The sequence below is a fragment of the Primorskyibacter sp. S187A genome, from assembly GCF_049800955.1.
GTDB lineage: Bacteria > Pseudomonadota > Alphaproteobacteria > Rhodobacterales > Rhodobacteraceae > JAKVBH01.
Genome location: NZ_JBNAGA010000001.1, coordinates 1,358,191 through 1,381,450, shown reverse-complemented (window position 1 = coordinate 1,381,450; position 23,260 = coordinate 1,358,191). Strand labels below are relative to the sequence as shown.

The 23,260-nt window shown below is 61.4% G+C and carries 22 protein-coding genes and 1 tRNA gene; 15 read left to right on the top strand and 8 right to left on the bottom strand.

The genetic code is table 11. From position 1 onward, the window contains the following. Positions 1–40 precede the first annotated feature (40 nt). Together ACP15S_RS06940 and ACP15S_RS06935 are read left to right on the top strand one after the other, a co-directional pair. Positions 41–1,357, top strand: coding sequence for a pyruvate dehydrogenase complex dihydrolipoamide acetyltransferase (locus ACP15S_RS06940; RefSeq protein ID WP_425038840.1), 1,317 nt, complete (start codon positions 41–43; stop codon positions 1,355–1,357). Between the two features lie 191 nt (positions 1,358–1,548). Then, complete coding sequence (locus ACP15S_RS06935; RefSeq protein WP_425038839.1) at positions 1,549–1,875, top strand: CBU_0592 family membrane protein; 327 nt, start codon at positions 1,549–1,551, stop codon at positions 1,873–1,875. On the opposite strand, the gene cysE is transcribed toward ACP15S_RS06935, so the two are convergent. Beyond that, on the bottom strand, positions 1,848–2,660 hold the full coding sequence (gene cysE / locus ACP15S_RS06930) for a serine O-acetyltransferase (protein WP_425038838.1): 813 nt from the start codon (positions 2,658–2,660) through the stop codon (positions 1,848–1,850). The genes ACP15S_RS06935 and cysE overlap by 28 nt on opposite strands. Before the next feature lie 91 nt (positions 2,661–2,751). Between cysE and ACP15S_RS06925 the strand changes: the two genes are divergently transcribed. Further along, positions 2,752–3,087, top strand: coding sequence for a TraR/DksA family transcriptional regulator (locus ACP15S_RS06925; RefSeq protein ID WP_425038837.1), 336 nt, complete (start codon positions 2,752–2,754; stop codon positions 3,085–3,087). On the opposite strand, the gene queA is transcribed toward ACP15S_RS06925, so the two are convergent. Further along, positions 3,084–4,133: a tRNA preQ1(34) S-adenosylmethionine ribosyltransferase-isomerase QueA gene (gene queA, locus ACP15S_RS06920; RefSeq protein WP_425038836.1), complete on the bottom strand. Its 1,050-nt coding sequence runs from the start codon at positions 4,131–4,133 to the stop codon at positions 3,084–3,086. The genes ACP15S_RS06925 and queA overlap by 4 nt on opposite strands. A gap of 2 nt (positions 4,134–4,135) precedes the next feature. Continuing rightward, positions 4,136–7,483, bottom strand: a complete 3,348-nt coding sequence (locus tag ACP15S_RS06915; protein ID WP_425038835.1) for an AsmA-like C-terminal region-containing protein — start codon at positions 7,481–7,483, stop codon at positions 4,136–4,138. Between the two features lie 67 nt (positions 7,484–7,550). On the opposite strand from ACP15S_RS06915, the gene ACP15S_RS06910 reads away from it, so the two are divergent. The 6 genes from ACP15S_RS06910 to ACP15S_RS06885 all read left to right on the top strand — a co-directional run bounded on the left by ACP15S_RS06910 (position 7,551) and on the right by ACP15S_RS06885 (position 12,638). Next, the gene (locus tag ACP15S_RS06910) at positions 7,551–8,012 is read left to right on the top strand and encodes a peroxiredoxin (RefSeq protein WP_425038834.1); all 462 of its coding nucleotides are present in this window, start codon (positions 7,551–7,553) and stop codon (positions 8,010–8,012) included. 150 nt (positions 8,013–8,162) lie between these two features. After that, positions 8,163–8,975 carry a ferritin-like domain-containing protein gene (locus tag ACP15S_RS06905; RefSeq protein ID WP_425039668.1) on the top strand — a complete coding sequence of 271 codons (813 nt, stop codon included), beginning with the start codon at positions 8,163–8,165 and terminating at the stop codon, positions 8,973–8,975. A gap of 199 nt (positions 8,976–9,174) precedes the next feature. Further along, positions 9,175–10,488 (top strand): DUF5930 domain-containing protein, encoded by a 1,314-nt coding sequence (locus ACP15S_RS06900; protein WP_425038833.1) that lies wholly within the window; start codon positions 9,175–9,177, stop codon positions 10,486–10,488. Then, positions 10,478–10,975, top strand: a complete 498-nt coding sequence (locus ACP15S_RS06895; RefSeq protein WP_425038832.1) for a bactofilin family protein — start codon at positions 10,478–10,480, stop codon at positions 10,973–10,975. Before ACP15S_RS06900 ends, ACP15S_RS06895 begins: the two co-directional genes overlap by 11 nt. Positions 10,976–10,990: 15 nt before the next feature. Continuing rightward, complete coding sequence (locus ACP15S_RS06890) at positions 10,991–12,505, top strand: MFS transporter (RefSeq protein ID WP_425038831.1); 1,515 nt, start codon at positions 10,991–10,993, stop codon at positions 12,503–12,505. A 59-nt stretch (positions 12,506–12,564) separates the two neighbouring features. Beyond that, a tRNA-Gly gene (locus ACP15S_RS06885) sits at positions 12,565–12,638 on the top strand. Positions 12,639–12,689: 51 nt separating this feature from the next. Here ACP15S_RS06885 and ACP15S_RS06880 read toward each other — a convergent pair. From ACP15S_RS06880 to ACP15S_RS06865, 4 genes are all read right to left on the bottom strand, one after another. Next, entirely contained in the window at positions 12,690–13,799 is a 1,110-nt protein-coding gene (locus tag ACP15S_RS06880) for an acetoin utilization protein AcuC (RefSeq protein WP_425038830.1), read from the bottom strand. Next, complete coding sequence (locus ACP15S_RS06875) at positions 13,796–15,607, bottom strand: ABC-F family ATP-binding cassette domain-containing protein (RefSeq protein WP_425038829.1); 1,812 nt, start codon at positions 15,605–15,607, stop codon at positions 13,796–13,798. The genes ACP15S_RS06880 and ACP15S_RS06875 overlap by 4 nt, the downstream gene beginning before the upstream one ends. Positions 15,608–15,809: 202 nt before the next feature. After that, a complete protein-coding gene (locus ACP15S_RS06870; protein WP_425038828.1) occupies positions 15,810–16,550 on the bottom strand; it encodes a GNAT family N-acetyltransferase in 741 nt (246 codons plus the stop codon). Positions 16,551–16,677: 127 nt separating this feature from the next. Beyond that, on the bottom strand, positions 16,678–17,091 hold the full coding sequence (locus ACP15S_RS06865; RefSeq protein WP_425038827.1) for an outer membrane protein assembly factor BamE: 414 nt from the start codon (positions 17,089–17,091) through the stop codon (positions 16,678–16,680). A 144-nt stretch (positions 17,092–17,235) separates the two neighbouring features. On the opposite strand from ACP15S_RS06865, the gene ACP15S_RS06860 reads away from it, so the two are divergent. The 4 genes from ACP15S_RS06860 to ACP15S_RS06845 all read left to right on the top strand — a co-directional run bounded on the left by ACP15S_RS06860 (position 17,236) and on the right by ACP15S_RS06845 (position 20,474). Next, entirely contained in the window at positions 17,236–17,826 is a 591-nt protein-coding gene (locus ACP15S_RS06860) for a YceD family protein (protein ID WP_425038826.1), read from the top strand. 259 nt (positions 17,827–18,085) lie between these two features. Next, positions 18,086–18,292 carry a 50S ribosomal protein L32 gene (rpmF, locus tag ACP15S_RS06855; protein ID WP_425038825.1) on the top strand — a complete coding sequence of 69 codons (207 nt, stop codon included), beginning with the start codon at positions 18,086–18,088 and terminating at the stop codon, positions 18,290–18,292. Between the two features lie 53 nt (positions 18,293–18,345). Beyond that, positions 18,346–19,506 carry a phosphate acyltransferase PlsX gene (plsX, locus tag ACP15S_RS06850; protein WP_425038824.1) on the top strand — a complete coding sequence of 387 codons (1,161 nt, stop codon included), beginning with the start codon at positions 18,346–18,348 and terminating at the stop codon, positions 19,504–19,506. Beyond that, on the top strand, positions 19,503–20,474 hold the full coding sequence (locus ACP15S_RS06845) for a beta-ketoacyl-ACP synthase III (protein WP_425038823.1): 972 nt from the start codon (positions 19,503–19,505) through the stop codon (positions 20,472–20,474). The genes plsX and ACP15S_RS06845 overlap by 4 nt, the downstream gene beginning before the upstream one ends. A gap of 156 nt (positions 20,475–20,630) precedes the next feature. Here the strand turns inward: ACP15S_RS06845 and ACP15S_RS06840 are convergent, their stop codons facing one another. Beyond that, positions 20,631–20,843 (bottom strand): hypothetical protein, encoded by a 213-nt coding sequence (locus ACP15S_RS06840; protein WP_425038822.1) that lies wholly within the window; start codon positions 20,841–20,843, stop codon positions 20,631–20,633. Between ACP15S_RS06840 and ACP15S_RS06835 the strand changes: the two genes are divergently transcribed. Together ACP15S_RS06835 and ACP15S_RS06830 are read left to right on the top strand one after the other, a co-directional pair. Continuing rightward, positions 20,842–21,582: a VPLPA-CTERM sorting domain-containing protein gene (locus ACP15S_RS06835; RefSeq protein WP_425038821.1), complete on the top strand. Its 741-nt coding sequence runs from the start codon at positions 20,842–20,844 to the stop codon at positions 21,580–21,582. The two genes, ACP15S_RS06840 and ACP15S_RS06835, sit on opposite strands and share 2 nt — an antisense overlap. A 584-nt stretch (positions 21,583–22,166) precedes the next feature. Beyond that, the gene (locus ACP15S_RS06830) at positions 22,167–23,168 is read left to right on the top strand and encodes a hypothetical protein (RefSeq protein WP_425038820.1); all 1,002 of its coding nucleotides are present in this window, start codon (positions 22,167–22,169) and stop codon (positions 23,166–23,168) included. Positions 23,169–23,260: the final 92 nt, after the last annotated feature.

Sequence of the window (23,260 nt, the reverse complement as noted above, 5' to 3'; positions counted from 1 at the left end):
GCTGGCCCCTCGCTCCCACACCCGCCACAGGAAGTGTCTCATGCCCATAGAAATCCTGATGCCCGCCCTGTCCCCCACGATGGAAGAGGGCACCCTTGCCAAATGGCACGTGAAAGAAGGTGATGCGGTGAGCTCCGGCGATGTGATTGCCGAGATCGAGACGGACAAAGCCACGATGGAATTCGAGGCTGTGGATGAGGGTGTGATTGGGCAGATTCTGATCGCCGAGGGCACTGCGGATGTGAAGGTCAATACCGCCATCGCCGTGTTGCTCGAAGACGGCGAAAGCGCCGATGATATTGCCAATACACCCGCGCCCGCAGAGGCAGCGCCGCCAGCCGCAGCCGCATCACCGGCACCCACTCCGCGTCCGGCCCCCGCTCCGCGCCCGGATCCCGACGCTGCCCGGGCAGGTCGCGTCTTCGCCTCCCCGCTCGCACGCAGGATTGCGGAGCAAAAGGGGCTGGATCTGAGCCAGATCGTCGGGTCCGGGCCACGGGGTCGAATCGTGAAGGCAGATGTCGAGGCGGCCGATCCCAGCGCGCAGAGCGCTGTGCCTCAAGCGCGTGCGACGACACCAGCGCCCGCTGCAGAACCCCAACTGGCCCCAACCACGCCAAAAGCCCCGCAAGACGCGGGCAAGATCGCCGCCATCTTCGAGGGCCGCGAGTTCACCGAGGTGCCTCTTGATGGCATGCGCAAAACCATTGCCGCACGGCTGACCGAGGCCAAACAGGACATTCCGCATTTCTATCTGCGACGCGACATCCAGCTTGATGCGCTGCTGGCCTTTCGCGCAGAGCTCAACGCGCAATTGTCGGCGCGCGGTGTGAAACTGTCGGTGAATGATTTCATCATCAAGGCCTGTGCCAACGCTCTGCAACAGGTGCCTGCGGCCAATGCTGTCTGGGCGGGTGACCGTATCTTGCAACTCACGCCCTCAGATGTGGCCGTGGCCGTGGCGATTGAGGGCGGGCTTTTCACGCCTGTGCTGAAAGACGCCCATCAAAAGTCCCTCTCCAGCCTGTCCGCCGAGATGAAGGACCTCGCCGCGCGGGCGCGCGACCGCAAGCTCGCCCCCCATGAATATCAGGGCGGCAGCTTTGCCATCTCCAACCTCGGGATGATGGGCATCGAGAACTTTGACGCCGTGATCAATCCGCCCCATGGCGCCATTCTGGCCGTGGGCGCAGGCATCAAAAAGCCCGTGGTTCAGGAAAACGGCGCTTTGGGCGTGGCCACCGTGATGTCAGTGACATTGTCGGTGGATCACCGTGTTATCGATGGCGCTTTGGGGGCTGAGCTCCTGGCGGCCATCAAGGATGGTTTGGAAAACCCGCTGGCGCTTCTCGCCTGACATCCAAATTCTGCCAAATCAACAGACTCTGACAGGCACCCTCCGCCCGGTGATCTCTTGTATCAGCGGGCAAAAAGCCATGAGGTCTGGAATACCTCACCTGACGTCAAGCGCAATTCCGCCTAGGCTCGCTCTCATTGATAGGTATGTTTTTTCGGTTTTTCCGACATCTTCTAACCATTGAGACACAAATGATTGCTTACGACTTTTCTTCCTTTGATTTGGAAACTCTCTGCCGCGCCCTCGGGCTGATCGGATTCGCGATATATGTTGTTGCCTTCCTCTGCCTGAGCCTTGGCAAGCTCGACAGTACACGGCCTTTGTATTTCGCGATGGTGCTCGTCGCCTCAAGCTGTGTTCTGGCGAGCTTGTGGGCGGACTTCAACTTGTCCGCCGCACTCATTCAGGGGTTTTATATCGCGATGTCCTTTGGCGCGATCGTGCTACGCTGGCGCCGTTGGAAGATGGCGATGCGGCCGAAGATCGTGCCTCACCCGCCGCAGCCGCGCAATATCTGATCCATGCTCATGGAAGGCTGATCGCAGCCGGCCTCGCCCACGATTTTGGCGGGCACGCCTGCCACGGTCTTGCAGGGCGGCACCTCGGCCAGAACAACAGAGCCCGCGGCAATCCGGGAGCAATTTCCGACATGGATATTGCCCAGCACCTTGGCCCCTGCGCCAATCAGAACGCCGTCGCCAATCTTGGGGTGACGGTCTTCTTCTTCCTTGCCCGTACCCCCGAGCGTCACGGAATGCAGCATGGAGACATTGTCTCCCACAACCGCCGTCTCACCGATCACGATAGAATGGGCATGGTCGATCATGATCCCCTGCCCGATCCGCGCGGCGGGATGAATATCGATGCCAAATACTTCCGAGACGCGCATCTGAATGAAATAGGACATATCCAACCGGCCCTCGCGCCACAGCCAGTGGCCAATGCGATAGGCTTGCACCGCCTGAAAGCCTTTGAAGAAGAGCAGCGGTTGCAGGAATCTGTGGCATGCCGGATCACGATCATAGACGGCCGCGATATCGGCACGCGCCGCAAGACCGATACCGGGATCGCTGGCATAAGCCTCATCCGCGATTTCCCGCAGCAATTGCTCCGACATTTCGCCTGACGCCAGCTTGAGCGCAATACGGTAACTCAGCGCACGTTCCAGCGACGTGTGATGCAACACGCTTTGATGGACCAGCCCTCCCAAGAGAGGCTCATCCTGAACGGCCTCCTCTGCTTCCCTGAGAATCCGCACCCAGACGGGATCCATTTCGCGGATTTGCGTGTCTGTATAGGCCATGTCATGCTTCCGGTGGTTGGGTTGGCTGGGATGTATATAACACCGCGGTCCCGGCAGACCAAATATTAAGCTGTGATGGAGCCCATCAGACATGGTCACGCAAGCTCAAATCCGCGCACGCATAGCCGCCCGGCTGGCGGAATTGACGGAGGAAAACGCGTTAGGGGCCGAGGCTCAATCCGTCGTGACGCTGGATCAACAGGCCGTGGGGCGGCTCTCTCGCCAGGACGCGCTTTTGGGGCAATCCATGGCCAAGGCCACGCAAATGCGGCGCGATGCTGAGGTCCAGCGGTTGCGCGATGCCCTGTCCAGACTGGAGACCGATCCCGATTTCGGATTTTGCGAGGATTGCGGTGAGGCCATTGCGGAGCAAAGGATGCTCTTTGATCCCAGCACACGGCGTTGCATTTCCTGCGCGACAGGCTAGGCGTTCGGGAGCAAGAGCGACGCATCTCCGTAGCTGAAAAACCTGTATTTCCCTGAGATTGCGTGAGCGTAGAGCGCCATCATGCGCTCGCGGCCCATCAAAGCCGAGACAAGCATCATCAGGGTCGATTTGGGCAGGTGAAAATTCGTCATCAAGCCATCGGCCACGCGGAACTCAAATCCGGGATAGATGAAGATATCCGTCTCACCTTTAAAGGGCGCAATCGCGCCTGTCTCCCGCGCCGCGCTCTCAATCAGACGCAGGGCCGTTGTGCCCACGGGGATCACACGGCGGCCCGCGGCTTTGGTTGTTGCCATGGCCTGAGCCGCCTGGGCACTCACCTGCCCCCATTCCGCATGCATCTTGTGGGTTGTGACGTCATCGACCTTCACGGGCAAAAACGTACCCGCTCCCACATGCAGCGTCACATAGCTGATCTCGACCCCTCGCGCCGCCAATGCGCGCATGAGCGCGTCATCGAAATGCAACGAGGCCGTGGGCGCTGCGACGGCGCCTGTGTGACGCGCCCAGATGGTTTGATAATCGATGCGATCCTGCGCATCAGCGGGCCGTTTGGCCTCGATATAAGGGGGTAGCGGCATCGCACCTGCCGCATTGAGCGCAGAATCGAAATCATCGCCCGTCAGGTCAAAACGCAAGAGCCCCTGACCTTCTGCCTTGGCCTCCAGCGTCGCGGACAAATCGTCGGAAAAGCGGATGGTTTCGCCTTCGCGCACTTTTTTCAACGGCTTGATGAGGGCCGACCATGTGCCTTCCGCCTGCGGCTCCAGAAGCGTGACCTCCATCTTGGCCCCGTCCGTTCCTGCGCGCTCGCGCAGGCCGCGCAGACGCGCGGGGATCACTTTCGTGTCGTTCAAGACCAACCTGTCGCCGGGCTCCAGAACGTCCGGTAAATCGAAAACATGCAGATCTCGGCTCCCCTCGCGTCCTTGGGCCACCAGCAAGCGCGCCGAGGAACGCGGCCGGGCGGGCCGTGTGGCAATGAGGGCTTCGGGCAGGTCAAAATCAAAATCGCTGAGCTGCATTTTTATTCCGATACGGTGGGAGGTGGGCGGCGGAATATGTCCCGGAACATGCCCGGTGTCAAAGCGGAGAATGGATTGACCGAAACGGTTGGATCAGATGCGGCGCCCGTCATGTTGAAGTTGAACCCAATCAGCCCCTCGCCCTTGCGTGCGATGGCGCGGCCCAGAATGTTGACTGCATAGAGCGGCGAGACCACGCCTTGCATATCCATCTCGCCGCGCGCGATGTCGTAAAACCCATCGAGCGAAATGCCCATGGATGGCCCAACCGCGCTGGAGGATGTCAGGATAACCCGGCTGGGCGAGAGGCGGAACCGCGCCTCGACTTCCTGAAAGTAGATCCCCTCGCCATTCAGCTGGGACAGGAGGCCCACCACAGACACGGCATTGAGCAGCTCGGCAATGGCGGGCGCATTGCGCAGGCGTGGCTCGTTGATTGTGGCCTCACCATCAAAGGTGCCCGGCTGGCCCGTTGGCCGCAAGCGCAGGGTCAAACGCCCATCGCTGAGATTGCGAAAGAGCCCGGCATCGCGCAGCGCATCGCCTGCATCCTCGGCACGGATGACAAAACCCGTGCCCCGGTCTTCGGCCCGGGCCTGCCCTTCGATCTCAGCCCCGCCGTTGATGCGCGCGGTAAAGGGGCCGACAAGCCCGCGGCCCGTCTCGAAATTGCCGAGAAAATCGGTGAGTGCGAGCGTGTCAGTGATTTGCAAGCGGTCGACCGCGATGCGCAACGGACCGCCGCCCCCGCCTGCGCTCACACCGCCGCCGCTGGCGCCAAAGGGGGCACGGCGCAGATCAATGGTCCCGCCGCGCACCGCGACGGCGAAAGGTTGGCCCGCCCCGCGCCCGGCCAGTGTGACCGGGCCATCCAGCCATCCGCCGACGCGTACGCGGTCCAGCTCCAGACGATCCAGCCCGCCGCCCTCCTGCAACCCGATGCGCCCGGACGCCTCGAGCCCCGGCGCGTCAAGCGCGATCCGGTCCACCCGTACGGGTTGGCTCAACGCGCCCGCAAGGCTCAGCCGCCCCTTTGCGCCGCGCGAGAGCGCCCAACCGATGGGCGCGATCTGCAGTCCCAGACCGGTCAAATCCGTGCTGACTGAAAAACTGGGCGTCTCTCCGGGCGGCAAATCGACGACAAGACGACCACGGCCGCGGCCCTCCAGCATACCCTCTGGCAAATCCACATTCAGCGCGGCAAGGCTCGCGCTGGACAATTCGATATCCGCTTCGACCACCGAGGTCGCGGGTTCGGCGCCAATCGGGCTCTGCCATGCGCCTTCGAACGGCACGCCATCGAATGTTCCCGCTCCGGCAATGCGGATATCTGTGGGGGTCACGTCGATCTCCAGCAGATCCGACGCGATCTCCCGTCCCGCAACAATCTGATCCGAGCGCACATTCCGCAACGCGCCCGAGACGTCATAGGCCACGGAGATCCCCTCCTGCCCGTCAGCGCGCCCCAGCGCGAAGGACAAGAGCCCCGTCAAATCAGCGCGACCTTCGGCCAGATCAACAGGCCGATCGGCCTTTTGCATCACGGCGAGAGGCTCGGCATCAATCAACGACAGGGCCGCTGTGATGGTGCTCTGCGTTTTGAGATGTACCTGCGCCTGCCCGCTCTTTTCACGGACATCCGCCAGCACGAATTTCGTCCCATCAGCCTCAATCGCGCCGCCCTCTTCTGGCCGGACAACCGCCTGATCCGCAATGACCACCAAACGGTGGTCTTCCAATGTCAGACGTCCGGTCAGATCCTGCAAAGGCGGCATGGTGGGCAGGAATTGAACCGTCGCCTTTTGAACGCTGCTGCCCAGATAGATGTCAGGCTTGGCGCCTTCCCGGGCGCGCAGGACAAATTGCAGATCGCGAAACTCGGCTTCGGGAATGCTGCGCGCGATCCAGTCCCGCGTGCCGCTCAGCGCTGTTTGCGGCCAGAATTTGAGGACCTGCGCCGGCGTTGCGGTCTCTGCTTCCGCCATCGCGCTGACCTTCCAGCCCTCATCATCTGCAACCACGCGGCCCTGAGCCAAGAGCGCGGCGTCGCCGCTTTGCGCCGTCACCTGGCCCAGTCGCAGAACAAAGGGATCGAGCGCCAGATGCAAGGCCATGGTGGCGTCATCAATCTGGCGCGGTGCGTCGTAGAGCTCAAAGGGATTCGCGCTGACATCACTGAGGCGCAATTGCGCCGTGAGCCCCGCAAGCCCAGCCGCGCCTTCTGTCTCAAGCGTGGCCGTGCCTGTGCCCGATCCCGTGACCCAATCACTGCGGACCGAGACCTCCGAGAAATCAAAGGCGCGGGTTGCCGGTTCATAGGTGAAATAGGCGCGGGCCGCTTCGAACGGAACAGGTTTCGCAGCATCGTTGGGTTGCAAAACGCCTTGGCCTATCTGCAATGTCGCGTTGAGCGGTTGCAATGCGCCAGTTTCGTCAAACCCGGTGCGCAACGCGCCCGAGATCGGCGCGCGCAAAACGCCCAGCCATTCCAGAGCGCTGCTTTGCGTTGCGATGTCGCCCGCCGGGATGTCAGTCAGCGTGACACCAATGGCTATCTGGGGCGAGCCCAAAGGCGATGTCGCGTTCAGAGCGACGCTCGCGGCCTCCGCCCCGCCCGTGAGCAAGGCGAAATCGCTGGAAGCAGACAGCATCGCGCTGTCGCGGCGCAATGCGATCCGGCCACCGTCAATCAACCACGACCGCCCCGAGACGGCGTCTTGATACTCCAGCGTGACCGCGTTGAGCGTGACTTCACGGAGCGCGTCGAGCTGCGCATCTTCCACCACCGCATCAAATTGGCGCAAAAGCCCCGCCATATCGGGCGCCGAGCGGTTCAGACCGCTGCCAAAAGAGAGATCAAAGGCCCCGTCTCGCCCCCGGCGCAATTGCAAGAACAACCCCGCCGCGCTGACCTGCTTGGCGCGCACTTGACCGCTCAGCAGATTGCGGCGCGAAAACTCCGCATCGAGCCGTGTCAGGCTCACCAGAGGCCGCCCGCTCAGGGGATCAGAGACGGTCACATTGTCGATGCTGACAGCCGGGTTGAACCCCTCATCCACCTGAAGCGTGATGGCGCCCATATCGATACTGACTTGCGGGAGCGCCGCATCAAGCCGCGCTTCGATCTGATTGCGCACCCAATCGGGCGCCGCGATGGCCCGACCCAGAAGCGCCCAGCCTGCCGCAGCGCCTGCCATAGCCAGCAGCACCACCACAGCGCCCATCCACAACACCACGCGACGCCCCCGCCGCCGACCTTTCGTCGGGGCGTCTGAGGACGCGGTATCCACATCCTCCGGAGCCGCATCTTCGGACCCCGATGTCACTGTCTCACCCTTGGGGCGGGTCACTGCTTTCCTCTCGCCTGTTGCGTTCTACTATGATGCACCTGCGATCCAACCAAGAGGACAAATCGATATGAGCGATGAAATGACCATGGCCCCTGATGTGACTTTGCCACGCGATGGCGGTGAGATGGTGCGCCTCGCGGATCTGCGGCCGTCAAAAGTGGTCCTCTTTTTCTATCCGCGCGATGACACGTCGGGGTGCACGAAGGAAGCGATCGCATTTTCTGCTCTGAAGGCCGATTTTGAAGCAGCAGGCGCGCAGATCTTCGGCATCTCCAAGGACAGCGTCGCCAGCCATGACAAATTCGTCGCCAAACATGATCTCAGCGTAGCACTTCTCTCCGATGAAGGGGCTGACATCTCCGAGAGTTTCGGGGTTTGGAAAGAAAAGAAGATGTATGGCAAGACTTTCATGGGCATCGAACGCTCAACCTTTCTGATTGATGGCGAGGGCTGCATCGCGAAGGCCTGGCGTAAGGTCAAGGTTCCCGGACATGCAGAAGAGGTGTTGCAGGCGGTGCGCGATCTCTGAGCTTGGAAGGCCGCGCCATCAGGGCCGTGCTCTCCGGCATCAGGTGCCCGCACCAAACATGCGCACAAAGGGTCACGGAACGAGCGTCGGCTCCGATGAGGCTTTATTCGACCGCAATGCTATGGCAAGGCTCTTGGGATGACACAGGATATGAAACCTCTGGCCGAGATGGCCGACGATGTGCTGCGCACCGCAGATGGGCGCGCGAAAACGGCACTGTCCTTGAATTATGCCGCCCAGTGGCAAGAGGCGCGACGTGCAGGCCAACCCGTCGAGATCGGACACGCTGCGCCGCCGCTCCATCCCGCGCGCCCCGCCAGCCCCGAATTGCTCAGCCCCCGCGATGTGCCGAAACGCAAACCCGGCAGCCCGCAAGGGCGGATCGCCCTGCTGCACGCCGTCGCCCATATCGAGCTGAATGCTGTCGATCTGCACTGGGATATCATCGCGCGCTTTACCGATACGCCAATGCCCATGGGCTATTACGACGACTGGGTGCAGGCCGCCATGGAAGAGAGCAAGCATTTCAACCTGATGTGCGATTGCCTCGAAGAGCTCGACAGCCACTACGGCGCATTGCCCGCCCATGCAGGCATGTGGCGCGCGGCCGAAGATACTGTGGATGATCTCATGGGCCGTCTTGCTGTCGTGCCCATGGTGCTTGAGGCGCGCGGATTGGATGTGACGCCGGGGATGATCGAGATCTTCAGGAAGGCCGGAGCGCGCTCGGCCGCAGAGGCGCTGGAAGTCATCTATTCCGAGGAAGTGCACCATGTCTCCTATGGCTCGAAATGGTTCCATTTCCTGTGTGGGCGGCACGATCTGGATCCCAAGATTGTCTTCCATGAGCTTGTGAGAAAATACTTCAAAGGCGGCTTAAAACCGCCTTTCAATGAGGAAAAGCGCGCTGAAGCCGGGCTGCCACCTGACTTCTACTGGCCCCTTGCCGAAGGCGCCGCGTGAGGGCCTTCGCGTAACTTCGCCATGCAAGCCATTCTTGTAGGCGGATTTTTGCCAGTTTCGGTTACAGAAGACACAGGTGACGAATCGCCTCTGCTCCGCCTGTTGCGCGATTATTGCGCGGTGGTTAAAGAAACTGACCAAGGCGCCCGGTTTGGGGAACGGAGCGCTGCTGATTGGGTTGGGATAAAGGATGCCTGTCGTGATAGCACGCTTGGCTCAGAATTTTCATGTCGCGCTTGAGCGGCATTTTCCGGAACGTCGCGTCTTTCTGAGGTCCGACACCGACACGCGGTTCATCCGTCTCAAGCCCGGTACGCAGCTGATCGCCTTCACGGGAACGGCGCTCATCGTGGCATGGTCGATCATCGCCACATCCATCTTGCTGATGGACAGCATTGGCGCGGGCAACTTCCGCGAACAGGCCAAGCGCGAACAAAACACCTATATGCAGCGCCTCAACGCGCTCTCCGAAGAGCGCGATGCCTATGCCGCAGACGCCATCGCCGCTCAGGAGCGGTTCAATTCGGCGCTGGAGCGGATTTCTGTGATGCAATCGGAGCTTTTGTCCGCCGAGACCCGGGCGCGCGAGCTCAAGACTGGTCTCGAAGTCGTGCAAACAACGCTGCGCGATGTCATGGGCGAGAAGAAAGAGACGCGTGCGCAACTGGCCGAGCTGCAAGAGGCGCTTGAGGGTGACGGCACTCTGCCGGGCGCGGGCGACGGCGCGAGCTCCGAGGCGGTCGATCTGCTGGCCGCAGCGCTGGAACGCACCGCCAAGGAACGCGATCAGGTTGTGGCCGATGCGCAAGACGCCCTTCTGGCGGCAGACGAAATGGCCCAGCGTATTCGCGCCATGGAAACCAAGAACGACGCGATCTTCCGACAGCTCGAAGAGGCCATGACCATTTCTGTCGAACCGCTGGACAAGATGTTTCGCGCCGCGGGCATGAATACCGAGCGCCTGCTGGACCAGGTTCGTCGCGGCTATTCCGGGCAAGGGGGTCCGCTGACGCCGCTCTCATTCTCGACGCGCGGCGAAGAGCCCGGCCTTGATGCAAGCCGCGCCAATGGCATCCTGGGCCAGATGGATCGGCTCAACCTCTATCGGATCGCCGCGCAAAAAGCGCCCTTTGCCCTGCCCGTCAAAGCCAATTTCCGCTACACCTCCGGGTTTGGCATGCGCTGGGGCCGGATGCACAAGGGCTCTGACTTCGCCGCCCCGCACGGGACAGATATCTTTTCAACCGCAGATGGCGTCGTGACCTTCGCAGGCTGGCTCTCGGGTTACGGCAAGCTGGTCAAGATCCAGCATGAATTTGGCATCGAGACGCGCTATGCGCACATGTCAAATATCCGCGTGAAGAAAGGTCAAAGGGTCTCGCGTGGCCAGCATATCGGTGATATGGGGAACACAGGACGCTCCACCGGCACGCATTTGCACTATGAAGTGCGCGTAGGTGGCAAGGCGGTGAACCCGATGATCTATATCAAGGCTGCGAACGATGTTTTCTAAAAGCAAAATCAACGAACCCGGACCCAAAACTGACGACGCGGCCAAGCCAGCAGCACCAGAAGCTGCCGCTCCGGCGTCGCCCCGGCCGGACAACTTCAAGGCGAGCCCCCCAAAGGCCAAACCGCCTGCGTCAATCCTGTCCGCGGATCTTCACGTCACCGGCAATATGCGCACAACAGGCGATATTCAGGTGGAAGGCACTGTCGAAGGCGATATCCGCGCGCACCTGCTGACTGTGGGCGAAAGCGCGACGATCAAAGGCGAGGTGATTGCCGATGATGTGGTGGTCAATGGCCGCATCGTGGGCCGCGTGCGTGGTCTCAAGGTCCGGCTGACGGCAACGGCGCGGGTTGAGGGTGATATCATCCACAAGACAATCGCCATTGAAAGCGGCGCGCATTTCGAAGGCTCCGTGCAGCGTCAGGATGATCCGCTCAACGCGGGCAAACCCAAAGCGACGGCTCCCGCACCCAGCGTCGACGGCTAAACGCGACGCAAGACTGTGAGTGATCTCGCCCAATCTGGCGAGGCCCGCGAAACCCAGGCGCCTCAGGACGATCCCTCGTCCGAGGCAACTGCCTTTCATGACGGCTTCTGTGATCCAGCACGACGCAAGCGCGTTTTGTGGGCGGCTATTCTTGCATCCTCACTGGGCTTCATCGATGGCTCAGTGGTCTCGATTGCCCTTCCCGCCATGCGCGAGACTTTGGGCGCAAGCCTCGGGCAAGCAATCTGGTTCTCCTCCGCATACCTCCTGACCCTGACCGCCCTGATCCTCACAGGCGGCGCTCTGGGCGATCGGTTTGGGCTCGGTCGCGTCTTTGGTGGGGGCATTACTCTGTTTGTCCTGGCATCCATGGCCTGCGCCGCTGCCCCAAGCGCGGAAAGCCTGATCGCTGCGCGCGCGATCCAAGGCATTGGCGCGGCCTTCATGGTTCCGGGATCGCTGGCGGTTCTCAATCGCGCCTTTCCGAAGGAAGAGCGCGGCGCGGCTATCGGCTTCTGGGCGGGGATCTCAGCGCTCACAACCGCGCTCGGGCCCATCATTGGCGGGCTTGCGCTGACCTTTGGCGGGCCTGAGATGTGGCGCGCGGTTTTTGCGGTCAATCTGCCGTTTGGCGGTCTCGCGCTTTGGCTCCTGTTCTCCGCGCTCAAGCGCGACGACAGCCGTTCGCGCGCCCCCGTCGATCTTCCCGGTGTCCTCACTGCGACGGCTGCATTGCTGCTTATGGCCTGGTCACTCTCCGGCGCCGAACATGACGGTACTGTGCACGGGCTGGGCCTTGTTGCCGGATGTGCGCTGCTTGGGCTTTTCATCCTGATCGAAAAGCGCAGCGCGCATCCCATGGTCCCTTTGAGCCTCTTTGCCAACCGAACCTTCGCCATGACGAACCTTTATTCACTGGTGATCTATGGCGCGCTGGCGGCTGTGTTCTTCTTTCTGCCGATGGTTCTCATCGCCCTCTGGGAGACCACGGAGATCATCACGGCAGCCATGTTTGCGCCACTGTCCGTCTTCATCGCGGCGCTCTCGGGTCGTGCCGGCAAATGGGCGGGTAAAATCGGACCGCGCCCGTTTCTCGCCCTTGGCGCCGCCTCGATTGCCATAGGCTACGTGTTGCTTTGGTGGGCCGCACCCGCGCAAGCACTCTGGTCCGGGGCCTTTGTCGCCATGTGTTTCATAGGTCTCGGCATGGCGCTCCTCGTTGCCCCACTATCGACCGCGATCATGGCGTCCGTACCCGAAGCCTCGGGCGGCACAGCTTCCGGTGTGAACAATGCCATCAGTCGGATGGCCTCCATGATGGGCATCGCGAGCTTCGGCGCGCTGGCCGCCGTCATGTATCATCGCGCAGGCGGCGCGTTGAGCTTTGCCGCGGCGGGCGGTGATGAGCTCCACATCGCGCAATCCACGATGGCCTTTCAAACGATCATGCTGACCGCCGCCGCTCTTGCTGCTTTGGCCTGCCTCACTGCGCTGCTCGCCCTGCCCGGCAAAGCCACTGCGCGCATTTAGTCTTCTATGGAATTGCGCTTGACCCGCTGGGGTCTCGGGCCTAATCACAGGCCCTGAGCGCGGGTATGGTGAAAAGGTATCACGCGAGCTTCCCAAGCTTAAGTTACGGGTTCGATTCCCGTTACCCGCTCCAGATCTCCCGCCAAAACACCAATCCGCTCACGGACTAATCAAGCCCACAAGTTCACGACCAATACTCGACGCGCTGGATCGCTTTTTGCGCCAAGTCGGCAATCTCCGGGCGCACCGGCCCCGGGCGCGGCGTGTCGAGCAAGGTCGTCCAGTGATGCTCTTGCGGTTGCGCCTTTCGGGACCAACGCAGGCCGCGCAGAACATCTTGGGCCGCATCGGGCAAACGATCCGGTATGTCATAGCCCGCGAGCGTTGCCCATATGGCCGTCCAGCAGCGGCCCACGGTCCACGGATTATATCCGCCACCGCCCAGCACCAGCAGCCGTGAGCAGCGTTCCTTCAACGCCGCGACCATCTTGACATGGCACCTGTTGGACAAAGCCAAGCGCGCCAGCGGGTCCTCCAGAACAGCATCCGCCCCACATTGCAGCACAACGGCCTGCGGCGCGTAGCGCTCCACCGCAGGCAAGATTACATGATCCATCAAATGGTCAAATTCGCTGTCATTAAACCCTCTTGGCACAGGCAGGTTCAACGCAGCACCACCGGCATCATCGGCAAAGGCACCTGTAAAGGGCCAGCGATCTTTCTCATGCACCGAGATCAGGAACACATCTTCGGCGCCCATGAACGCCGCCTCAACGCCATCGCAATGATGCGCATCGACGTCGATATAGAGGATCCGCTGCAATCCCTGTGCCCTGAGTGTCATGAGTGCCAGCACGGGATCGTTGAAGTAGCAAAAGCCATTGGCGCGATCTGACAATCCATGATGCGTGCCGCCGCCGGGATTGAACACATGGCCGCCCGCCTTGATCAGCATCGCCCCCATAAGAGAGCCGCCTGCGGCCGTGGCGGGTCTGCGATACATCTCGGGAAAGACGGGGTTTGACAATGTGCCCAGACCATACCGCACGCGAACATCATCATTTACGGCCTGCGTGGTTTCCGCGTCCTGGACAGCGCGAATGTAATCCTCCGTGTGAAAAAGCGAAAGCGCCGCTGGTTTCGCGCGCGGGCTCGTACGGTATTGCGCGGGGCTGAGCCAACCAAGCGCACGCGCAAGATCAATGACCGTCGGCACACGCGGAATACTCAGCGGATGGAAGGGGCCATAGCTGGAGCCTCTATAGATATTCGAGCCTATGAAAAGCGCGCTCACGTCGCGGCCTTCTCCTCAAGCGTCAGCCATTCCTCTTCCGCCGCGGCGAGCTTCTCCTGGCGTACGACCAAAGCTTCTGTTGCCTTGCGAAACTTCACAGGTTCGCGCGTGAAAAGCTCGGGATCCGCCATGAGTTCCTCGAGCTTGGCAATCTCGGCTTCCAAACGTTCGATCTCTGCGGGCAAAGCGTCCAACCTGTGTTGCTCGGTAAAGCTCAAACCCTTGGGTTTGGGCGCAGGCTTTTCTGCCGCTTGTTTGGCTTTTGCTGGCTTGGCATTGGCTTTTGCTTTGGCGCCATCGCTTTGTCTTTGCGCCTGATAATCGGACCATCCCCCCGCATAGGCGACCGCGCGGCCATTGCCTTCCATCGCGATGGTGGTGGCCGCAACGCGGTCCAGAAAATCCCGGTCGTGGCTGACAAGCAACACTGTTCCCGGATACTCCCCAAGCAGATCCTGCAACAGATCGAGGGTTTCGACATCCAGATCATTTGTCGGCTCGTCGAGCACCAGCAAATTGCTCTCCCGCGCCATGATCCGAGCGAGCAAGAGCCGCGCGCGCTCTCCCCCTGAGAGCGAGCGGACCGGCGCGCGGGCCTGAGCCTCGTCAAAGAGAAATTCCTTGAGATATCCCACCACGTGTTTGGGCTGGCCACGCACCATGACCTGATCGGACTTGCCCGACACACGCATCTCGGGATCATTGGCGAGGTTATCCCAAAGCGAAGCATCGGGATCGAGCTTGGAGCGCGCCTGATCAAAGACGGCGGCTTCGATATTCGTGCCGTGTTTGACGCTCCCTTCATCCGGCGTGACCTCGCCCAAAAGCATCTTCAGAACCGTGGTTTTGCCCACGCCATTGGGGCCAACGAAGGCCACGCGGTCGCCCCGATTGATCTGGATCGAGAAATCCCGCACGATGGGTTTACCCGCGTAAGCCTTTGAAATACCGCGCGCTTCAATAACCTTCTTGCCGGATTGCTGCCCCGCATCCAATGCCATGGCCGCAGCACCTTGACGACGGATCATCGCGGCGCGCTCGGCGCGCAGATCGCCAAGGGCGCGGACCCGGCCCATGTTGCGCTTGCGCCGTGCCGATATGCCCTCGACCGCCCAACGGGCCTCCTCCTTGATCTTGCGATCGAGCTTATGACGGGCGATGTCCTCATCTTGCCAGACCTTGTCACGCCACGCCTCAAAGTGGGCAAATCCCTTTTCCTGACGGCGCGTTTTTCCTCTGTCAATCCAGAGGGTTGCGCGCGTCAGTGAATTCAGAAATGCCCGGTCGTGCGAGATCAACACAAAGGCCGCGCGGGTGGCGTTCAGCTCGGCTTCAAGCCAGGCGATGGCCTCGATATCGAGATGGTTGGTCGGCTCGTCCAGCAGCATCAATTCCGGCGCTTCCGCCATCAGCTTGGCCAAAGCCGCACGGCGTTTTTCTCCGCCAGATGAAGTACTTACAGGGCGATCTGGATCAAACTTCAGCCCTTCGCCAGCCCGCTCAACCTTGTAGACCTCGCTGGCCTCAAGCTGCGAGGTGGCAAAGTCCCCCAAGGTGGCAAAGCCCGCCATATCGGGCTCTTGCTCCATATAACCCACAGAGGTCCCCGGCCCCAGAACGCGCCCCCCGCGATCCGGTTCAACAAGACCCGCCATCACTTTGAGAAGCGTAGACTTTCCCGATCCGTTGCGCCCCACGAGAGCGACCCGATCTCGCTCCTGGACCACCAGATCCAAAGCGTCAAAAACAGGATCGCCGCCGAAGGTCAGCGAGATGTCGGTGAGTTGAAGAAGAGGTGCCTGTGCCATGCCCCGGGAGGTAGCGCAGCGCGCGACAAGAGGAAAGAGCCCGCTCCCATGGAAGCCTCCTCCAGGGGGGTATTTGTGCGAAACACCCCTCAAATCGCACAAAAGCCCCCCCAAGACAGGCCGTGCAGCGCGCGCTCACTTCGCAACAGCGCAGGCGTTACTTCATCTTGCCAAATAAACTCCCGCCGGAGGCTCCCGTCCTCTACCCCGCGACCGCGCGCAGAAGTCTCTTGCGCGCATCCGGGATCGCGCCAATCTCGACGCCGGTAAAGACGTGCAGCGTATTCATCTGGGGGTCCACAACCGCATGATCGCTGACCCAGCCGCCCATCATGAGATAGGTGCGCAGCAGCGGCGGCATGACCTGCATGGCGCGCTTGGCATCCGGCTTGCGGCGCAGCCGCGCGGCGAAGCGAAAGACGTTGGGCGCCTTGATGCGCGGCAGCCAGCGCGCGGGCGCAAGGTGCCGAGCCTTGAGCACGGCGAAGGCATCGTCATAAGGCGCATGTTCCGTGCCATCAAAGGAGGTACAGCCAAAAAGCAGCGTGACGCCGCGCGCATCCACATATTGCGTCAGGGCCGCCCAGGCGACGCGCAGAATGTCCCCGTCCTTTGATGCCGGATGCACGCAAAACCGCCCCATCTCGACGACCGGCCCCTCGAAACCATGCAGCGCGGAGAGGTCGTAGAATTGCGCGGAATAGCTCGTGTCGATCTCCGCACCGCTATGCAGCGTCAGCATCCGGCAGGTGCACACAAGCTCTCGTGTGCCCGCGTCTTCCACGAGCAGATGATCGCAGCGCGCGTCAAAACCATCGCAATCGCGCCCCACCCCGCCGTGAAAGGCCGCAAACCGCAGCGCCTGCGCTCGGGCCACATCCTGTGGGCCCTCGGCAAGCCGGGCGGTGTATTGGCCTTTGGAAATCATGCAAACGGTATCCATGGATCATGCCCTGAAGGCGACATGATCCAAGCTTAGGAAGCTCTGCGGGATCGGGCAAGCGCATTGGGCACGACCGGTGGTCGCGGCCCGGATATGGCGCTGACGCGGTCTGCTCAAACAGTCCGGGTCAGTTGTTGCCCAAAAGGCCGTCCGTGCTCAGGCCGCCGATATTGCCGAAGAGCTTGCGGATGAAGCTGATGTCGCCATCGGAGGTCTCGGTCACGCGGCGCACAATGGGCACGACGCGGCCATCCTCCAGCCCGTAACGGGTCACGTTCTCGACCACACCGGCCTGATCAAACGTCACCGCAACAATCTCGCGCTCTATGATCTTGGGCGCTTGCCAAGCATAGCTGCGCACCTTGTCGCCGACATAGTAGAAATTACCGCCCGAAAGGATGCCCGCCGTGGTAGGCGGGCCCAGCGTTTCGGCCACGGTATCGCGGGTATCGAGGCCCACAACAACATTGGCGAGGTCTTCTTCTCCGGGCAGATAGCCATGGTTGCGGATTGATTCCGTGCAGCCTGCTGTTGCCAGCATGAGGCCTAGCGCCCATGTTGCCATGCGTGCTCTCGTGCCAAACCTTGCGGTAGTCGCGCCCATGAAGTGCCTCTTGCGTTGACCTGCCCTGCCTTTTAACGACCACTACACCACAAGCAATGAACCTTTCAAGCGATGCCCGATATGACCCCTCCTGATGCCCCGTCCGACAGCGTCCGCCCTGCGGGACCCAGCGCCTATGCAAAAGCCGTCTCGGGCCTGTCACAGGCCGCGCCTACGGCAGTCACCATTGAGCTGGACGAGGCCGCGCGCGCCGCGCTGGCCCGCGATCTGGGGTTTGAGGCCATCCGCAAGGTGCGCCTTGAGGCGGAGATCGCCGCTTTTGGCAAGCGCGACTGGGTTCTGACCGGGACATTGGGCGCCACGATCGTGCAGGCCTGCGTCGTCACGTTGGAGCCTGTGGTCACGCGGATCGATGCGCCGGTCGAGCGGCGCTATCTCGCGCGGTGGGAGGAGCAGCCGGAGGCGGGGTCGGAAACGGAGATGCCCCAGGACGATACGCTGGAGCCATTGGGCACCCATATCGATCCCTTTGTGGTGCTACAGGAAGCGCTGGCGCTGGAGGCGCCGGACTTCCCGCGCACCGATGGTGCGGAGGCGCTGGCGTCCGTCACGGTCACAGAGCCGGGCCTGGCCCCGCTCACGGACGAGGATGTCAAACCCTTTGCGGGTTTGGCAGCGCTCAAAGCGCAGATGGAGCGCAAGGACGACTAGGGCTGCGCAGCGCCCTGATCTCGTCCGCCCTGATCTCGACGGCCCTGATCTCGCTCTCCGTGATCTCCCGCTCCCTGATCTCTACTCTGAGGCGCCGAATCTCCTTGCCATATGGCAAAAGCTTTGTATGTTCGCGCCTCCGATGGAATTTCGGGCTTGTGCCCCCGGCTCAAAGGGGATTATCAGCCCTTGTAATGTGAATCCCGCGCATGCATTTCGGCTTTGGCTGGATGTTCCGCGCCCCAGACGAGGTTGAGACATGGCTGTCCAACAGAACAAAGTGTCCAAATCGCGCCGCAACAACCGTCGCGCGCATGATGCATTGGTCGCTGCAAATCCGAATGAATGCACAAACTGTGGCGAGCTGAAGCGCCCGCATCACGTGTGCCCCTCCTGTGGCCATTATGCCGACAAGGAAATCGTTGCGGTTGCAGATGAAATTGATCTCGACGAAGACGCAGCATAAGCTGGTCTGACCGGCGTATTCACCGGCGAGATTGAAGGGGCAAGAGCCCGTCCATGCAGGCCACCAGAACATCACAGACGGCGCAGAGCGGTTCCCCCGCCCGCGCCGTTGTTGCGTCTGATGGCTCCGGTGTGGCGGAGGCCACGGCGCAGGTTGTTGTCTCCGTGGATGCCATGGGCGGCGACAAGGGTCCGCAGCCTGTTGTCGAGGGGCTGGCTAAGGCCGCCTACAAGAACCCCAATTTGCGTTTCATCCTGCACGGCCCTGTGGCTGAGCTGCGCCCCCTTCTGGCCCGCAAGCGCGGGCTGTCGGAGATTTGCGAGCTGCGCGAGGCGGCCGGCGTGGTGTCCATGGAGGACAAGCCCAGCCAGGTGATGCGCCATGGCAAGGACACCTCCATGTGGTCGGCCATTGAGGCGGTGCGCGCGGGCGAGGCCAAGGTGGCTGTCTCTTGTGGCAATACCGGCGCGCTCATGGCGGTCTCCATGGTGCGGTTGCGCAAGCTGCCCGGTGTGGCGCGGCCTGCGATTGCCGTTTTGTGGCCCTCGCGCAACCGCCAAGGCTTCAACGTGATGCTCGATGTTGGCGCGGATATTCGCGCCGATGCGCAGGATCTGGTGCAATATGCTTTGATGGGCGCGTCTTACGCGCGCAATGGCATGGGCCTGCCCCGCCCGCGCATTGGCCTGCTCAATGTGGGCACGGAGGAGCACAAGGGCCGGGCCGAGCTGAAGGAAGCCCATGATCTGATCGCAGCACGCACCGATGCGGGCAAATATGATTTCGTAGGCTTCGTTGAAGGCGGCGATATCCCCGGCGATCGTTGCGATGTGATCGTGACCGATGGGTTTACCGGCAATATCGCGCTCAAGACGGGCGAAGGCACGGCCTCGCTCATCGGGGATTTCCTGCGCGAGGCCTTTGCCTACACGCCCCTGTCGCGGCTGGCCTCACTGCTCGCGCTGACCTCGCTGCGCCGCCTCAAGAAGCGCATTGATCCGCGCCGCGTCAATGGCGGTGTGTTTCTGGGCCTCAACGGCACGGTCGTGAAGAGCCACGGCTCTGCAGATGCCACGGGCGTCTCGGCCGCGGTCAAGCTGGCCAGCCAGCTGGCCTCCTCGGGCATGGGTGACCGGATGGCGGCGCGAATTGCCGCCGCGGCCGTCGAAGTCCAACAAACAGAGGCCAAGGGCCCGGAAAGTGAGAGCCAATGACGCGTCGGGCCGTGGTGCGAGGTGTGGGGCATTATCTGCCTGAGCGTGTGGTCGACAACCATTGGTTCGAAAGCTTTATCGAGACTTCCGACGAATGGATTCGCGCGCGCTCCGGCATTGAGCGCCGCCACTTCGCCGCCGAAGGCGAGCTGACCTCTCATCTGGCCACCAAAGCCGCGCAAAACGCGCTGGACGATGCCGGGATGCAGATCGGGGACGTGGATGCAATCATCGTGGCCACCTCCACCGCCGATCTGACCTTCCCCTCCGCCGCCACCATGGTGCAGGCGCAACTAGGCATGACGCGCGGCTTTGCCTTCGACGTCCAGGCCGTCTGCGCGGGCTTTGTCTTCGCACTCGCCAATGCCAATGCGCTGATCCTCTCGGGTCAGGCGGAGCGCGTTCTGGTCATCGGCGCGGAGACCTTCAGCCGCATCATGGACTGGACAGACCGGACCACCTGCGTGCTCTTCGGAGATGGCGCTGGCGCGCTTGTGCTGGAAGCGCAAACCGGCGCAGGCAAGGCCGATGATCGCGGCATCCTCTCCACCGATCTGAACTCCGACGGGCGATATCAGGAGATCCTCTACGTGGATGGCGGCGTCTCCACCCAGACAACCGGGCATCTGCGCATGGCGGGCAAAGAAGTCTTCCGCCACGCGATCGAAAAGCTCGCCCGCACCGCCGAGACAGCCATGGAGCGCGCAGGCGTCACGGCGTCAGACGTGGAATGGATTGTCCCGCATCAGGCCAATATCCGCATCATCCAAGGAACAGCCAAGAAAATGGGCCTGTCCATGGAGAATGTCGTGGTGACAGTTCAGGATCACGGCAATACTTCCGCCGCCTCGATCCCGCTTGCGCTCTCGGTCGGTAAGGAACGCGGCCAGATCAAGCAAGGCGATCTGATCGTGACCGAGGCCATCGGCGGTGGCCTCGCCTGGGGCGCTGTGGTCCTGCGCTGGTAAGCGACCAACTGTCGCCACCTGACCTTTGTCTGCTTAATTTGAAATGCCGTCCGGCGCGTCAAGCGTTGGGCCAGAAAGCTGAGCCAAAGCTTTTGAACACACGCCGCGCGGCGTTTGCGCCCAGCCTAAATTCAGCCTGCATCCGATGTTTCGGCGTTAAGGCGAGGCGCTTTGCGGATATATGCCTGAACCGCCACCATTGTCGAAAAGATAAAAACAGTTCGGATTTTCATCCGCTTTTTGTTTCCGCCGCGATGTCTCTGAGCGATCCAGCCTAGGTCGGAAAGCATTTTTACTGTCGTGCAAGTCAAAATTTTGCTGAGGGTTAACACACCATTTTATCTCTTTATCAAACATTGAGGTCTTCATGAACCGTTTCCTTTCCGCCATCGTCACAAGCGCCGCCCTGTTGGGCGCGAGTATCGCAAGCGCCGGTACCGTTCTTGTCTCTGGTAGTCCGCTGTCATCCTTTGCTGTTGACGGATCATCCAAAACGGCATTTCGCGGCATTCTCGAAGCCGACAACACGCTGGTTTTTGCAGCTGACATGTCCGACGCCGCGCAGGTCGCCTCGGCTGACGCGCTCTACGTGGAAACACGCGGCACCACGTCCCAATTGTCTGCTGCTGAACTGGCGAACATTGCCGCCTTCATCAGCACCGGCAAGCGCGTTTACCTGGGCGGCGAGAACACAAGCTGGACAACCTGGAACAATTCCATTCTCAGCCTGGTCGGCAGCAGCGCAGGGGCAAGCGTAACCGGTTTTCAAACAACCACTTTGATGCATCCGCTCACAGCTGGCGTTGCGCAGGTAAATGTTCCAGCGGGCTCAGGCCCGGCGACAGGCGGCACCAGCCTGTTCAGCGGTAATTTTGCGAACCTCTGGGGCGCCGATCAGAACGTGTTGACCCTTCAGGACACCAACATGTTTCAGAACGCCTTTATCGGCGAGCAAGACAATACGCAGTTCGCGCGCAATGTCTCTGCCTGGCTTGCAGACGGCGATGTGACAACGGCGCCTGTGCCAGTGCCTGCGGCCCTGCCATTCCTGCTGACCGGTCTGGCCGGTTTGGGGCTGATGGCGCGCCGCCGCAAAATGAGCGCCTGAAGCGACACGTACATACACGACGCACATCGCCGTCCGGGACAACCCGGGCGGCTTTTTGTTGGTCTTGCATCAGGCCTGCCTCTGGCGTTTGCCTGACGCAAAATCAGTTTGCCGCCTGCCTCATTCCGACCCAACGCCAGAGCTGGCTCACTCAGGGTCAAACGAGATCGCTTGAACAGAAACACAGCGGGATTTTCGCCTGCGCTGCATGCCCCTTGTTGGCCCACAAGGCAGGACAAGATCCTCAATCGCGCGCAATGATCTCCGGAGCACGCGGCCCTTCATCGGCAACCGCAGCCTGTCAAACCGGCGCAATCGCGGCCTCCGTTGCGCTGCGGTCCGCCACACAGTCAAAGCCCTGGGCGCCTTGGTCATCATGCCCGCTCCGCAATTGATGAACACTGGCGCACCCATCTGGCCCATCTGGTTCGCCTCAAAACGCCCCATCATCCGTTGTGGCGCTTTTTGGTTAGGCCGCCCTCAAAGTCTGTGACAAACGCGGCCCAGCCACGTAGGCTTCCGTCCAGTGCACCGACGTCAGGCATTTTCTGGCTCCGCTATCCCAGGGTAAAGGATGTTTAACGATGAAGTCCGCGGAGGCGACAGCCAAGCCAAGCCTGCCAAAATACTGGGTGTTCCGGATCACAGAAGCCTTGCCCATTCCCTATTGGCAAACCTGCTGCCTTTATAGCTGCGTGTTCTTCGCGGTCCTGCTCTCCGCGCTCATCGCCACGGGCGCGGATTTTTCCAACAAAACCTACATTCGCGGCCTCGTCCTGATGCCGCTTTTGGCGGGATACATTACCGCGCTTGGCCCCATGGTCTCCAATAGCGCAAACCGCATGATCGAAAGGCTGGAATACTGCCTCAAGCCGGGTGCCCCGGTGGACCGGTTCAAAACCGAAACCTACACGCTCAACGCCAAGACCTTCTGGACCTGGACGATCATCTTTCAAACCATCTCCCTCGCCTTGCAATTGCTGGGATCGGAGCGCGAAAACAGCAGCGACTGGGTCATCTTCTTCGCGCGGCAGTTTCTCTTTCTGCACTACACGTTCTATGCGTTCCTCTTCGTCAAGATCCTGCAGATTTCGGGCTTTCTGGACAAATGGGTTGTGGCCTCGGTCTATAAATCCGCCGATCTGGCCGCTGTGGGCCGGTTGGGCATGTCGCTCGCAGGGCTGGTGACCATCGCGCTGGCCTTCGTGGGTGTGATCCAGATCGCGCTGGAGGCGCCCGTGGGTGTGCTGGTCATGGTGGTGATCATGTCCCTGCCCGGCTACGTTCTTGTGGCCTTCACGCTCTACCGCCCGGCCCGCGTTGTGCAGCGCAAGATACGCGCAGCCAAAGAAGCCGAGAAGCGGCGGATCGCAGACGCCATCCACGACAAGTCAACCTTGCTCGTTCTGGGAGAGAACCTCGGCGGGACCGATCTGATGGATTACAAGAAACGCATCTACTACATGCGCGAATGGCCCTTTGACTTCACCACGATCCGCGCCTTTGGAGGCTTTTTGCTCTTCCCCTTCTTTTCATGGACCTGCGCTGCAATCATTACGGTCTTCGTGCGCAAAGCCCTGATGTAGCCCACAACCCCGCGCGGCCCGGAGCCGCCACACCCCCTCTTCTTTTGTCCTCAAATACCTTGGGGTGAGCGCGCGCAGCGCGCGAGGGGCAA

What these genes read in the sequence shown, in the direction of transcription:
- ACP15S_RS06830 (WP_425038820.1), top strand. Translation starts at nt 22,167, where the DNA reads ATGAAGTCCGCGGAGGCGACAGCCAAGCCAAGCCTGCCAAAATACTGG.
- plsX (WP_425038824.1), top strand. Translation starts at nt 18,346, where the DNA reads ATGCAGGCCACCAGAACATCACAGACGGCGCAGAGCGGTTCCCCCGCC.
- ACP15S_RS06860 (WP_425038826.1), top strand. Translation starts at nt 17,236, where the DNA reads ATGACCCCTCCTGATGCCCCGTCCGACAGCGTCCGCCCTGCGGGACCC.
- rpmF (WP_425038825.1), top strand. Translation starts at nt 18,086, where the DNA reads ATGGCTGTCCAACAGAACAAAGTGTCCAAATCGCGCCGCAACAACCGT.
- ACP15S_RS06905 (WP_425039668.1), top strand. Translation starts at nt 8,163, where the DNA reads ATGAAACCTCTGGCCGAGATGGCCGACGATGTGCTGCGCACCGCAGAT.
- ACP15S_RS06840 (WP_425038822.1), bottom strand. Translation starts at nt 20,843, where the DNA reads ATGAAGACCTCAATGTTTGATAAAGAGATAAAATGGTGTGTTAACCCT.
- ACP15S_RS06865 (WP_425038827.1), bottom strand. Translation starts at nt 17,091, where the DNA reads ATGCTGGCAACAGCAGGCTGCACGGAATCAATCCGCAACCATGGCTAT.
- ACP15S_RS06895 (WP_425038832.1), top strand. Translation starts at nt 10,478, where the DNA reads ATGTTTTCTAAAAGCAAAATCAACGAACCCGGACCCAAAACTGACGAC.
- ACP15S_RS06910 (WP_425038834.1), top strand. Translation starts at nt 7,551, where the DNA reads ATGAGCGATGAAATGACCATGGCCCCTGATGTGACTTTGCCACGCGAT.
- ACP15S_RS06845 (WP_425038823.1), top strand. Translation starts at nt 19,503, where the DNA reads ATGACGCGTCGGGCCGTGGTGCGAGGTGTGGGGCATTATCTGCCTGAG.
- ACP15S_RS06835 (WP_425038821.1), top strand. Translation starts at nt 20,842, where the DNA reads ATGAACCGTTTCCTTTCCGCCATCGTCACAAGCGCCGCCCTGTTGGGC.
- ACP15S_RS06925 (WP_425038837.1), top strand. Translation starts at nt 2,752, where the DNA reads ATGGTCACGCAAGCTCAAATCCGCGCACGCATAGCCGCCCGGCTGGCG.
- ACP15S_RS06870 (WP_425038828.1), bottom strand. Translation starts at nt 16,550, where the DNA reads ATGGATACCGTTTGCATGATTTCCAAAGGCCAATACACCGCCCGGCTT.
- cysE (WP_425038838.1), bottom strand. Translation starts at nt 2,660, where the DNA reads ATGGCCTATACAGACACGCAAATCCGCGAAATGGATCCCGTCTGGGTG.
- queA (WP_425038836.1), bottom strand. Translation starts at nt 4,133, where the DNA reads ATGCAGCTCAGCGATTTTGATTTTGACCTGCCCGAAGCCCTCATTGCC.
- ACP15S_RS06935 (WP_425038839.1), top strand. Translation starts at nt 1,549, where the DNA reads ATGATTGCTTACGACTTTTCTTCCTTTGATTTGGAAACTCTCTGCCGC.
- ACP15S_RS06940 (WP_425038840.1), top strand. Translation starts at nt 41, where the DNA reads ATGCCCATAGAAATCCTGATGCCCGCCCTGTCCCCCACGATGGAAGAG.
- ACP15S_RS06875 (WP_425038829.1), bottom strand. Translation starts at nt 15,607, where the DNA reads ATGGCACAGGCACCTCTTCTTCAACTCACCGACATCTCGCTGACCTTC.